This window comes from Beutenbergia cavernae DSM 12333 (assembly GCF_000023105.1).
Taxonomy (GTDB): Bacteria; Actinomycetota; Actinomycetes; order Actinomycetales; family Beutenbergiaceae; genus Beutenbergia; species Beutenbergia cavernae.
The window spans coordinates 1,708,481-1,721,078 of sequence record NC_012669.1 but is presented as its reverse complement, the minus strand read 5'-3'; the positions used below and the strand labels follow the sequence as shown (position 1 = coordinate 1,721,078).

Annotated in this window: 7 protein-coding genes; 1 reads left to right on the top strand and 6 read right to left on the bottom strand. The window is 66.9% G+C overall.

The features are described 5' to 3' along the window. Positions 1 to 60: 60 nt before the first annotated feature. A complete protein-coding gene (locus BCAV_RS07555; RefSeq protein WP_015881997.1) occupies positions 61 to 1,812 on the bottom strand; it encodes a right-handed parallel beta-helix repeat-containing protein in 1,752 nt (583 codons plus the stop codon). A 418-nt stretch (positions 1,813 to 2,230) separates the two neighbouring features. Here BCAV_RS07555 and BCAV_RS07550 point away from each other — a divergent pair, with 418 nt between their 5' ends. Beyond that, the gene (locus BCAV_RS07550; protein ID WP_015881996.1) at positions 2,231 to 3,364 is read left to right on the top strand and encodes a DUF262 domain-containing protein; all 1,134 of its coding nucleotides are present in this window, start codon (positions 2,231 to 2,233) and stop codon (positions 3,362 to 3,364) included. Positions 3,365 to 4,014: 650 nt separating this feature from the next. On the opposite strand, the gene BCAV_RS07545 is transcribed toward BCAV_RS07550, so the two are convergent. The 5 genes from BCAV_RS07545 to BCAV_RS07525 all read right to left on the bottom strand — a co-directional run bounded on the left by BCAV_RS07545 (position 4,015) and on the right by BCAV_RS07525 (position 12,431). Then, positions 4,015 to 4,923, bottom strand: coding sequence for an HIT family protein (locus BCAV_RS07545; protein ID WP_144016741.1), 909 nt, complete (start codon positions 4,921 to 4,923; stop codon positions 4,015 to 4,017). Further along, entirely contained in the window at positions 4,917 to 5,405 is a 489-nt protein-coding gene (locus BCAV_RS07540; protein ID WP_015881994.1) for a TIR domain-containing protein, read from the bottom strand. Before BCAV_RS07540 ends, BCAV_RS07545 begins: the two co-directional genes overlap by 7 nt. A gap of 463 nt (positions 5,406 to 5,868) precedes the next feature. Then, positions 5,869 to 9,024, bottom strand: a complete 3,156-nt coding sequence (locus BCAV_RS07535) for a type I restriction endonuclease subunit R (protein WP_015881993.1) — start codon at positions 9,022 to 9,024, stop codon at positions 5,869 to 5,871. A gap of 141 nt (positions 9,025 to 9,165) precedes the next feature. Next, positions 9,166 to 10,449, bottom strand: coding sequence for a restriction endonuclease subunit S (locus tag BCAV_RS07530; protein WP_015881992.1), 1,284 nt, complete (start codon positions 10,447 to 10,449; stop codon positions 9,166 to 9,168). Next, positions 10,446 to 12,431, bottom strand: coding sequence for a type I restriction-modification system subunit M (locus tag BCAV_RS07525; protein ID WP_015881991.1), 1,986 nt, complete (start codon positions 12,429 to 12,431; stop codon positions 10,446 to 10,448). Before BCAV_RS07525 ends, BCAV_RS07530 begins: the two co-directional genes overlap by 4 nt. Positions 12,432 to 12,598 lie beyond the last annotated feature (167 nt).

Here is a 12,598-nt window from a genome sequence, read left to right as displayed (position 1 = left end):
GATGCCGGCGCACCGGTCTCCCGACAGGCGCCGTCGCCCGGGTGCCCGCCGCCCGCGGCCTCAGCCGTCCTCATTGGTGATCTCGCCGGTGGTGGCCGGGTCGACGACGACGCGCTGGCTCACGTTCCGGTACGTGTTCCCGGCGATGTGGACGCGCCGCGCGTGCCGCACCTCGACCGCCGCCTGGAACGGCTCTTCCGCCATGTCCTCGAAGACGTTGTCGGTGATCGTGATGTCGGAGTTGTACGCCTCGAGGTCGAACCGACCGTTGTTGCAGAGCGTGGTGATGGCGCCGCTGGCGAGGTGCTTCGGGTACTTCTTGATCCAGCCCGAGCTGCGGAACGTGTTGTCGCGGATGGTGATGTCGCGGGCGAACGGGCCGGAGCCCGAGCTCGTCGTCCCGAGGCCGATCACCTGGTAGGCGTTGTCGACGAACGTGCAGTCCTCGATCGTCACGTGCGGGTTCATGATGACGAGCGGTGTGCCGAAGTTGTCCGTGAACGTCGAGTTGCGGATGGTCGCCGTCGTCCACTCGTGGGCGCTGCACGTGAGCGTCGACCCGACCACCGCTCTCGCCGGCACGTCGCCGTCCAGGTCGAGCGTGACGGTGGTGCCGGCGTCGTCGCGGTCGACGCTCGCGACCGTGCGCTCCGCGGGTTCGTCCCCGGACCAGAACGTGACGACGTCGCCGGGTTCGTACGGCATCGGCACCGCGCCGGCGGGGTACAGCACGCTCACGCGGCGGGCGCCGTCGACGGCTGTGATCTCGCCGAGCGTGGAGCGCAGCACGAGCGGGTCCCAGCGGACGCCCTTGGCGTCGAAGTCGTCGACGACGAGCGTGCCGCGGCTGTTGGAGAGGTGGAATCCGTCGCGGGGGCCGACGGCGAGGGCGCCGTTGGTCGGCGCGATGCGGATGTGGCGGAGCGTGAGATTGGTGTTGTAGCCGGCGAGGCAGCACATGCCGATGGCGTTGGGGAAGTCGACGTTCTCGACGCGGGTGTCGACGCAGTCGATGATCTGGAGGTTCTTGGGGCCGTCGATGCCGAAGTGCCAGTTCATGCCGTCGCCCACGCTCACGTACGGCGTGAACCCGAAGCCGGCGATGCGGTAGCGGCGACCCTCACCGCCGGGGACGGCGGTCCACGTGTTGGTGAACGTGCTCTCGCCGGTGCCGATCGTGAGGGCCGGCACGTGGTGCATCCGCCCTGTGGCGATGTCCCAGCTGTTGGCGGAGTAGCAGCGCATGCCGTCGAAGTGCGGGAGGCCGTCGAAGACGTCGACCTCGACGGCGTCGTTGGCCGTGTCCACGCTCACGATGACGCCGGAGGTGCCGAAGCGCGGATTGTAGTCGAGCACGAGGCTCTCAACCGTGGTGTCCGTGCACGACAGCAGCGACAGGTGGACGCCGTTCGGCGGCTTGTTCTGCAGCGGGAGGTTGACCTCGAGGGTCGTGGCGGGGCGGCCACGGCGGTCCGTGGCGCCGCGGATCGTGAGGTTGCTGGCGCCGGTGACCTTCAGGACCTCGAACTCGGTGGCCGTGAGGGTGTACGTGCCGCGTTCGAAGGCGACGACGCTGGGGCCGCGATGGGCGGTGGCGGCGTCGATGGCGCGCTGGATGGCGTGGGTGTCGTCGCGGCCGTCGTCGGGGCGGGCGCCGTAGCGGGCGACCGGGAAGGCTCGCGGACGGCCGTGCCCGCTGGCCCTTCCCGCATCCGCGCCCGCCGTGCCGGCTGTGGCTGCCGCGGCCCCTGCGGCCAGGCCGACGGCGACGCCTCCACGCAGCACTGTCCGTCGCGTCATCGATGTGGTCATGGTGTCGCCCCTTCGCGAAGTCCCCGATCGCCCTGCGTCGCGCTGGGCGTCGCATCCACATATTGGATACTTAAGCCGCATCGCGTCGAATCCTACCCTGCGTTGCGTCTCCGTCAACGGTCGGACGCCGGGCCTAGCGAGCGCGCCGGCGCTCAGGTCAGTGATTCGTTGGCCGGGACAACTCCTGACCGGCGGCGCGGCTCTCCGAGCTTGCCCGGGCAAAGTCCTGGAGCCGCGAAGGGGTCCTCGCTGCACGCCCGTTGCACGCCAGACCCAGGTCGACAGCTGTGACACATCGGCCCCCACCCGATCCACAGCCGCGGGCCCCTCGAGGACTTCGGCCGTGCAAGCCCGTCGCCCGCACGCGCGTCTCGTCTTGAGCCGCCACAAGCCAGCCTCTTGCGGTACGTTCGCCGACATGACCAGCGACGCAGACGACTCACCGGAATCGGGCGAGCGTTCCGCTGACCTGCTGGACCGCACTCTGAGCGACTTCGAGCTCGAGGACCTCGTGGACGGCGACGAAGCACCGCCCGCGGTCACCTACAGCACTCAGGACTATCCCGTTGACGGACTCGTAAAGCGCCTGGAGCGCGGAAGTATGAGAGTTCCTCAATTCGGAGTCGACGACCCCGCGAATGCGACCGCTGGCTTCCAGCGAGGATTCGTCTGGACGAAAGGACAGATGGACCGCTTCATCGAATCCCTGCTCCTCGGGTATCCCGTCCCAGGGATCTTCCTTGTGAAGCAAACCGACAACGTCATGCTCGTTCTCGACGGCCAGCAGCGCCTAGAGACACTGCGACGCTTCTACGCAGGCACACACAATGCCCGTCCGTTCGCCCTGGAGAACGTCAGCGCCGATTTCCGCGGGCGGACTTACAAGACACTAGGCGAAGCATCTAAATTGGCACTCGACGATTCGTTCATGCAAGCGACGATCGTGTCAACCGACGGCTCTACGGAGGTCAACGATGCCATCTATCGAATCTTTGAGCGCCTGAACTCCGGAGGTACCCAACTTACCCCCCACGAGATCCGCGTCGCACTTTTCGCGGGACCGCTCATGGTATTGGTCGAAGAGCTCAATAGCTTCCCGGCCTGGCGGGCGCTTTTCGGGCCGCCAAACAAGCGGATTCGCGACCACGAGCTCGTCATGCGGATCGCCGCCCTGTATCTGCATGCGCCTGAATACGCCCGACCGCTCAAGTCTTTCCTGAACAACTTCAGCGCCGCCTACCGCAATGCAAGAGAGTTGCCAAACGACGCTGCCGATCTTTTCCGGCGCGCAACGGTCATCCTGGAGAGAGACGCGGGACGCGGCGCCCTGCGCCGCGGGGAGGTCGGCCAGGTGAACGCAGCCCAAGCCGAAGCGATTATTGTGGGCCTAATGCGTAAGCTCGCTCAGGGTCGCGAGCCCGCTGCGGTCGCTTCCGCAATCTCAGCCCTCAAAGGGAGTGACGAGTTCGCGCGAGTTACGACACGCTCGACCGCTGACAACGATGCCGTGCGAGACCGCCTCAGTCTCGCTGCGGCAGCATTCGCGTCCTAGGACGGACCGTGACTCCCCACTGGCCCCCCGTGGGAGTAACCCAGCGGCTACTCGAGTTTAAGGAACTTTGCGAAATTGTCCGTGCGCTCGACGAGAGAGAAAGCACCTCCACTCACCTCGCGAGGTACCTTGCAGTGAGGTCGGCTGGCCTAGTTGAGGCGGTCCGCGACGATGTTGCGGACGAGCATTGCCGCGCCGTGGCACCTGCTCGACCACATCGGAGAGTGTCGTCCGGTCTCCGATCGGGCCAAGGCGCTCGGCCACAGCAACTCGTGGACTTTGTACGCACCTTCGACCCTACCTGGGGCGATGAACTAGCCGACTGGCTTGGAGAAGCCGACTCCCTGAGGGCCGATCAGCTCGGGGCACTCGTCAAGGCACGAACAAAGATTGCCCACGGCGACGGTGAGCGCGTAACGGTTGGTCACGCGCTGAAGTGGGCCGATTGTGCAATCGAAGTTTCGAGCTGGCTCGCCAGGCGCTTTGACCCCCGGTAGAATGCTGAAGGCGGCGACAAGTACCTCATCCTCTCAGAAGTCACGCCGCACATGAGACCGGGGGGGCATAGCGATCCGAATGCGCTCGTCGCGATGGCGCCCAATCGGCTGCCCCCGGCGACTACTTCCGGAATTGGACGAACGGCGTAGCCCTCATGAGGCTGACGCGATCAGCACCCCCACGCCAAGCAGGAGCAATGCAATGTAGAACGGGGCGATCGACCACGAGGCCCAAATCGACCATTTGGGTAGGTAAGTGTGAACCGCTTTCTTCCATTTCGACATCGCGGGCGCGTCGTTCGCGAGGATCTCGTCGGCATCGACCGGGTCGAGCGTGAACAGCGGGACCCGGCGGGTGGACCGTGCCACTGTGTCGTACAGACGACGGAACCGCTTCTCACTCCGGAGGTAGTTGGCATCGAGGTACGCGAACAGCACCACTGCCACCATGCCAAGCGCCGCGAGGGGCCACGTGTGTTGCGTGATCGCGAAACCGAACGTGGCGGTCACGATAGGCAGCAGCCATCCCTTCGCTGACGAAGACGCGGCCGACTGCCTCGTGACCACCGCCTGAATGTAGTCGAGGTGCTTGCGCCGGTCCTCCGGCGCGATCGGCAGCTCGGTAAAGGATCGTAGACGCTCCGCTGCGTCGCGGACATCGAGCATCGCTGCCTCCTTCGAGACCTCCGAGAAGTCCGTCCCCACCGGCCAGATCGGGCCTATCGCGTCGTCCTTCCATCGCGGCACGAGGTGGATGTGAAGGTGCGGCACGGTCTGTGTCGCGGTGTCGCCGTTGGACTGGATGACGCTAAGCCCCTCGGGCGTCACCGCCTCGCGGATTGCGTCAGCCAGGAGAAGGGCGGCCCGTGAGAGATCGGCCGCCTCGTCGGGCTCGAGACTCCAGATGTCGGGCACGTGGCGGCGCGGCACGATGAGCACGTGGCCGAGGGCCGCGGGTTCGGTCGGGAAGAATGCAACGACGCTCTCGTCCCGGTATATCTCGCGGACGTCGGGATCGTCGCGGTCGACGATCTCACAGAACTCGCACTCCTCACTCACCACGCGCGGGCCTTCGCCTGCGCGACCCAGTACTCCAGGTTGTCGACGAGGTTCGAGTAGGTCGCTTTCGTGTCGATGTCCCCGCGCCAGCCCGTGACGGTGGGGTCGAACACCGGAATTCCGCTGACGCCGGACGCGGCGTCGAACGGGTTCGGGCCGGCGCGATCGGCGCTGCCGAACGACGAGAGTCCGTGGATGCGGACCCCGACCAGCGGCTTCTTGTCCTCCCATGCCTTCTCGATCTCATAGATGACCCACGGCCGTCCAGCGGTATCCTGCCCGATGAGAACCACGACGGCGCGCTTGTAGCGCATCTGGTCGTCGATCCAGTCGACGACGGCCTGCTGGCCACGCCGGCGCACCGCCTCCCAGCCCTGGGCGTTGAGCAGCGGCTGACCCTCGAGTGCGTTGATGTTGCGGACGAGCTGCACGCGGTTCACGTCGCGCTCGTAGTGGAAGGAGTAGAACACCGTCTTGGTCGCCACCTTTGGCTCCTAACTCAGCACGGGCGAGCAGCTCTCGTCCCACGCCTGAGCGTAGAGCCGTCCACCGACATCCAGCGGCCATGCTCCGTCCGAACGCCAACGACGTGTCGGGGGTGAGCGAGGGTCACGCCGACTTGGCGGGGACCAGCGCCTACGAAGTCGACGCCGAGGTTCCGCCTCGTACGCTCGCCCCGCACGGCGCAAGGCAGAGTCACGTCCGGCCGCTCCTGACTGAGTACCGGAGAGGGGCCACCTTGCGCGGACTCGAGACCGTCCGGGGACGTCGACTCGGGGGCCGTCAGCCGTTGGGCAGCACCCGCATGATGGCCGCGCAGTACGTGACCGAGCCACGACTATCCGGGTCCGGGCTCGGTGAGATCGCTCGAGGGCCGGGCGCGCCAGGCCCCTCGCCTCGCACGGCGAACGGTTGGGTCCGCGCCTCGGCGTGTGCCGGGCAGAAGGGCTACTCCAGGACTCTGGCGCGCTGGATCTGGTGCAGCAGGTACGCCGCTTCGGCGATGGCCGCGATGATGGCGGGGTTGCCGATGGCCTCGCCGGTCATCTTCTCCATCAGGCCGGGGACGTCGAGGACGGCGTCGATGACCTTGTGCGGCACGGTGGGCGACTTGCGGAACTGGTCGATCTCGTTGGCCTCGATCTCCGCGACGACCTGCGGGTCCTTGGACACCTCGGTGGCCGCGGAGCGCACGAACCCCTCGACCGTCCCGGGCTCGAACTCTCCGGCGAACAGGGTGTTGATGCGCTGGATGATCTCGTTCAGTGCGATGAGCTTCGGGTCGCGCGATGCCGCCCCGGAGCCCGCGCCCGTTGCGGGAGAAAGGACGGCGTCGCCGGTGAGACCGAGATCCAGGCGTCCACGGTCGATCTGCTTCACGCGCTTGAGCACGACGTCAGACAGGTCTACGTCGCTGCTGAGCCGGTCGACGGCGATGACGCGCACGAGATGGCGCAAGAACACCGACAGCTTCTCCAGCTCCGTGCTCCCATAGTCGATGACCTGCGACATGAAGTCGTAGAGCCGCACGAACGTCCCGGCGTCCTTGCGGAACAGCTCCAGGCGCTCGAGCTCGGCGGTGTCCTGCCGGGTCTTGGCCGAGGCGTACAGCGTGGCGAAGGTGTCCTTGGGCCCCTTGATCGCCGCGGACAACGCGCCATGTCCGGCCCGGGTGAACCACGCGTGTGTAAACGTCTCGACGTCGTCGGCGGTGTAGATGTCCGCCTCGGCGAGCTTTGCGGCAACCTCGTGAACGAGGTTCGGGTCCGTCCTGGTCTCGATCCGCGCCTCGGTGAAGTACGGCTCGAACGACGCCTGCACCTCCAGCGGGTCGTTGACGAAGTCCAGGACGAAGGTCGTCGCCTTCACCTCGCCTGACGGCGCCCGGTAGGTGCGGTTCAGCCGGGACAGGGTCTGCACGGCGGCGATGCCGTCGAGCCGCTTGTCGACGTACATCGCGCACAACAGCGGCTGGTCGAACCCGGTCTGGAACTTGTCCGCCACGATCATCACCCGGTACCGCGGAGCCTTGAACTCTTCGGCCAAGTCCAGGGACGCCAGACCGGGGTTCATCGTCGCTTCGCTGGCGTTCTCGATCAGGTACTCCTCGTCGTCGAGGGACCCGGAGAACGCGACCAGCGCCTGCATGTCCGCGTACCCCTGGGTGCGCAGGTAAGCGTCAATCTCCAGCTTGTACCGCACCGCGGCCTTGCGCGAGGACGTCACGACCATCGCCTTGGCGTGCCCGTCGAGCAGGTAGGCCACGTTGGCCCGGAAGTGCTCGACGACGATCCGCACCTTCTGCCCGATGTTCGACGGGTGCAGCCGGACGTACTCCATGATCGCCCGGGACGCGGCCTTCTCGTCGACCAGGTCCCCGTCGCCGTCGGTGAACCCGGCCGAGGCGTCCACGCCGTGCTCGACGGCGGTGCGTTCGATCTCGTAGGCCGTCGAGTAGGTCTGGTACCCCCGCAGAACGTCGAGGATGAACCCCTCCTCGATCGCCTGCCTCATCGAGTACAGGTGGAACGCCCGCGGGAGCCCGTCCGGGTCGTCCGGGTCGGGCCGGCCGAACAGCTCGAGCGTCTTGGCCTTCGGGGTCGCGGTGAACGCGAGGTACGACAGGTTCGACGGCGTGGCTCGCTGCGTCACCGCGTCCGCGATCTGTTGCTCGACGGCGGAGTTGAGCAGATCCTCCGCGTCGATCTCCTCCCCCTCGGGCACCTCGACGCCGCCGGCGGACAGGACTTTGCGAACCTCGGAGGCGGTAGCCCCAGTCTGGGAGGTGTGCGCCTCGTCGACGATGATCGCGAACCGGTTCTCACGCAGAGCCGCGTTCTCGGCCAGCTGCTCCATCACGAACGGGAACGTCTGGATCGTCACCACGACGATCAGTCGCTTGTCCGTGAGCGCCTGAGCCAGGGCCTTGGACTTCGATCCCCCTGCGCGGCGAACCTCGGTGTCGTCGATCGTAACGACCAGGTCCTTGCGGTCGTCGATCTGCCGGACGGCGGCCTGCAGCTGGTTGTCGAGGACTGTGCGGTCGGTGATGACCAGCACGGTGTCGAAGACCTTCTCGTTCGCATCGTTGTGCAGCCGGGCCAGGCGGTGCGCCGTCCACGCGATCGAGTTGGTCTTGCCCGACCCGGCCGAGTGCTGCACGAGGTAGCGTCCGCCAGGCCCTTCGGTGCGGGCGGCGTCCACGAGCCGGGTGACGACCTCCCACTGGTGGAACCGCGGGAACAGGATCGTCGAAGACCTCGACTTCTTCCCGCTGATCGGGTCGACGTGTTCCTCGTGGCGCACGAACATCAGCACACCCAGGATGTTCAACCAGGCGTCCCGTTGCAGGACCCGCTCCCACAGGTACGACGACGCCGGACCGGCCGGGTTGGGAGGGTTGCCGGCGCCGCCGTCGAGAGTGCCTCGGTTGAACGGCAGGAAGTACGTCCTAGGGCCGGCGAGCCTGGTGGTCATCCAGACCTCGTCGTCGTCGACGGCGAAGTGCACCAGCGCCCGGTTCCCATGGCCCAGCAGCGGCTGACCGGCCGGGTTCCGGTCGTGCTTGTACTGGTCGATCGCGGACGTGACGTGCTGCTTGAAGAACGTCTTCAGCTCCGCCGTCGCGACCGGGATGCCGTTGACGAAGAACACCAGGTCGATCGCGCGGTTGTCGCCCTTGACCGGCGAGAAGTACACCTGCCGCACCACCCGCAGCCGCACCGCCGCATAGTCCGCGGTGGTCTTCGGGTTCAACGTCGTCGCCGGCCGGAACTGACACATGTTCAGGTGCGCGTTCACGTGCGCGAACGGACGCCGCAGCACGTTGAGCGTCCCACCGCCGTGCGACATCGGGGCGTCCAACCGCTTGGACAGCGCCGCCACGAGCTGCTGGCGCTGCTTCGCCTCCGACGCCGACCCGGCGGTCACGACCTTCGCAAGCTCCGCCGGCTGCGTCGCCTCCAACCACGCGAAGACGTCGTCCGGGAACAGCGCGAGACCCGCGTCGTACCCCTGCCCGCTCGGCGAGTACAACCAGCCGTGCGCGGCCAGGTACTCCGCGATCTCGACCTCGAGCGCCAGCTCGGCAGATGAGTCAGACATCGTGCCTCCCGTCCGGGGTGGTGCCGGTGCAGCAACTCGCGGATTCGCACCACGCGTCTCGCCGAGTCGCAGCACCCTGCTCGCAGATTCGCAGTGCATGACCCGCGCCCGCGCCGATCCCGGCGCGCAGGGTGCCTGGCCTCATGCGGACCCACCTGTCGTGACGTCGATCTGGCCGGTGACCGCGGCCGTGATCAGGGCCGCCCGGCGCTCCTTCGACAGCGCGATGTTGTGCTCCGCCTCATTGATGAGAGCGTCGGTCTTGCGGGTTCGCTCGTCGATGCGGGCGACGATTTCATGCTGCTCTTCCAGCGGCGGCACGGGTACGCGGATCGCCGCGGCAACAGGCTGGTAGATGGTCTTGTGCGTCGACCCGATCATGAGGGCGTTGAACTCGCCACGCATCGCTCGGAACAGGTACATCAGGTACTCGGGCACGAGCTCGGGGCCGCATACCCAGTTCCAGAAGTCCTGACTCGTCGCCATCGGTCGCGGCATCACACCAGAGAAGCCCACAGACGCTGTCCGCGACAGCACGACCGTGCCCGCGGGAAGTAGTTCGGCGGCAGAGTTGGCAAGCCCTAGGTCGCTGATCGTGTTTTCGGTCTCTCCGAGATGGGTTCGCCGACCATCGCGGACCTGCCACACGTCCGCGAGCGTGAACCAGGGGATGTGCGTATCGACCCAGTACTCGGGGTTGCTCCGAGAGGGTGTGTGACCGGTCTTCATCGCCGCGAATCGACGAATGTTGGCGACCGTCCAGTGCAGCGGAACCGCATCCACCCAGGTCAGCGTGCTCGGCTTCAGGTCCACGTCGCGTAGACCACGAGTGACCGCCTGCAGGATCCCGGACGCTCGACGCTCCTTGAGGAGCCCGATCAACCGTTCCTGCTCGGCGATGAGCGCGTCGATCTGAGTGGTCTCAGCGTCCAGGAAGTCCGCGATCCGCCGCTGCTCCTCCAGGGGTGGCAGGGGGATCGACACCCGTCCGAGTCGCTTGCGCGGGATCCGTTGACGGGTTGCCCCGTCTTGCTGCCTCTCGACCTCCGAACGTGTCTTTGCGCTGTTGATTGCGTACGTCAAGTACCCGGCATCAGCCTGATCAGGATCGGGTCGGAGCACTGCCACATCCACGACAGTGATCGTCTTGCCGAGACCTTCTGGCACTACGCACGCGCGTCCCAGCGGGTCTGGCATCCGTGCGATCAGGATGTCGCCAGGATGCACCCAAGAGCAGCGCAAGCGCCGAAATGTCTCCTCGTTGATCCATCGATCCGATTTATCCTTAAACTTGCCGTCGCCGACGTCAGCGAGTTGCAACAGGCGAATGTCACCATCGGGGTCCTGATCCTTGCTCTCGACCCAGTCGCCATCGTGGAAGCCGCCACGGGGCGCAGTTGCGGCAATCGTCGCCATCCTGGTCATGCTTCGACCTCGCGGAGGAGGTCCAGGATCCGGCTGACGGACGCCTCGAGGTCGGCGTCGATCTCGGCGAGCGGCCTGGGCGGGACGTACTCGTAGAAGTGCCGGGTGAACGGGATCTCGTACCCGACGCGGGTCTTGGTCCAGTCGATCCAGGCGTCGGGGACGTGGGGTGCGACCTCGGCGTCGAAGTACGCCTGGATGGTGTCTCTCTCGGCGTCGTCGGCCTTGGGGTGGTCGCTCCAGCCGAAGGGGACGATCTCGGTGTCGCGCAGGCCGGTGTCGGGTTCGGGGCGGCCCTTCGAGTCGGTGCAGGTGTCGGCGGTCTCGTCGCGCTCGCCGAGCGCCTGCCACAGCGCCTTGCGCTGCGGCGTCGTCAGCCCGACGCGGTGGGCGCCGAGGTGCGTGCCGAGCCGCCCCATGAACTCGTCGCGGTTGAGGTAGAGCTCGTCGCCGAATGCGGACAGCACCCCGACCAACCCCTCGACCTTGCTGAGCGGCTTCGACGCCATCACGTTCTCGAGCCGCTCCGGCGTGACCTGGAAGTTCAACCGCAGCGGCCGCTCGACGGTCACGGACCAGTACGCGAAGTCGAGGGTGTCGAACACCTTCGACCGCGGACCCGACGCGTCGCCGTCGGCCGCTACGCCGTCGAACCGGTCGTACGCCTGCACGATCCGCCCGCGGTCCGCCGTCGAGATCTCCACCCGCTTGGAGCCCAGGGACTTGCGCATCTTCGTGCCGAGCTTGGTCGCGTCGATCAGCTGCACCTTGCGCCGGCGTTCGGGCTGCTTGCTGTTGTCCAGGATCCACAGGTACGTCGCGATACCGGTGTTGTAGAACATGTCGTTCGGCAGCGCGACGATCGCGTCGACCAGGTCGTGCTCCAGCAGGTGCCCACGGATCTCGGACGGGCCCGACCCGGCGCCGCCGTTGAACAGCGGCGACCCGTTCAGCACGATGCCGCCGCGGCCGCCGTTTCCCCTGGCGTCAACGGGACGCATCTTGGCGACCAGGTGCAGCAGGAACAGCATCGACCCGTCACCCACGGACGGCAGTCCGGGGGCGAAGCGGCCGCCCGTGCCGCGCACGTGCTCGGCACGGACCGCCTTCTCCGCGGCCTTCCAGTCAACCCCGTACGGTGGGTTCGACAGAGCGAAGTCGAACGTCTCGCCGTCGAACAGGTCCTCGGCGAGGGTGTCGCCGAGACGGACGTTCTCGATGTTCTGACCCTTGATCAACATGTCCGACTTGGCGATGGCATACGACGCCGGGTTGATCTCCTGGGCGAACAACGCCAGGTTCGCCTTCGGGTTCAGCTCGTGCAGGTGCTCCTCGGCCACCGAGAGCATGCCGCCGGTTCCTGCAGCCGGGTCGTACACGGAGCGCGTGATGCCCGGCGCGGCGAGCGCGGAGGTGTCCTCGGCGAAGACCAGGTCCACGAGCAGGCGGATCGCGTCGCGCGGAGTGTAGAAGTCGCCGGCCTCGGCGTTCGACGCCTCGAAGTCCTTGAAGATCAGGTGCTCGAACAGGTCGCCCATGCCGGCGTTCGACACGTGGTCCGTCGACAGGTCGACCCGCGCGAACCCCTGCGTGACGGGGATGAGCCGGTCGGCCGCGTCGAGCTGGTGGATGCGAGCCTCGAAGTCGAAGTGCTTGAACACGTCGACCTCGGCCGAGAACCCGTTCACGTAGTCGACCAGGTTCGCGGCCAGGTTGTCCGGATCCTCCAGTGCGGTGGCGAGCGTGTACGACGACGTCGTGTAGAACGGCAGCCCCGTCGCCCGGCGCACCAGCGCACGACGCATGGTCGCATCGTCGGCCTTCGCGACAGCCGTCACCATCGCCTCCCGGTGCGGCGCCATCACGCCCTCCAGCCGCCGCAGGATCGTGAACGGCAGCACGACGGTGCCGTACTGGTGCGGCTTGAACGGCCCCCGCAGCAGGTCCGCGATCGACCACACGAAACTGCTCAGCTGACTCAAGACGCCTCCTTGCCCGCGCGGCAACGCTCGTGCTCGTCGTTAGCCCTTGAAGAGCATCGGCCCCGTCAAGGCATCATCCCTGTCCCGGACCCTACCCGCGTGCCCTCTCCCCGCGGCTCCGACCTACACGTCAGGATCCTCGAAAGCCCCGCTGCGCTGGCAGAGCG

Coding starts and splice junctions, on each gene's coding strand:
- BCAV_RS07555 (WP_015881997.1), bottom strand. CDS start 1,812: ATGACCACATCGATGACGCGACGGACAGTGCTGCGTGGAGGCGTCGCC.
- BCAV_RS07550 (WP_015881996.1), top strand. CDS start 2,231: ATGACCAGCGACGCAGACGACTCACCGGAATCGGGCGAGCGTTCCGCT.
- BCAV_RS07535 (WP_015881993.1), bottom strand. CDS start 9,024: ATGTCTGACTCATCTGCCGAGCTGGCGCTCGAGGTCGAGATCGCGGAG.
- BCAV_RS07530 (WP_015881992.1), bottom strand. CDS start 10,449: ATGACCAGGATGGCGACGATTGCCGCAACTGCGCCCCGTGGCGGCTTC.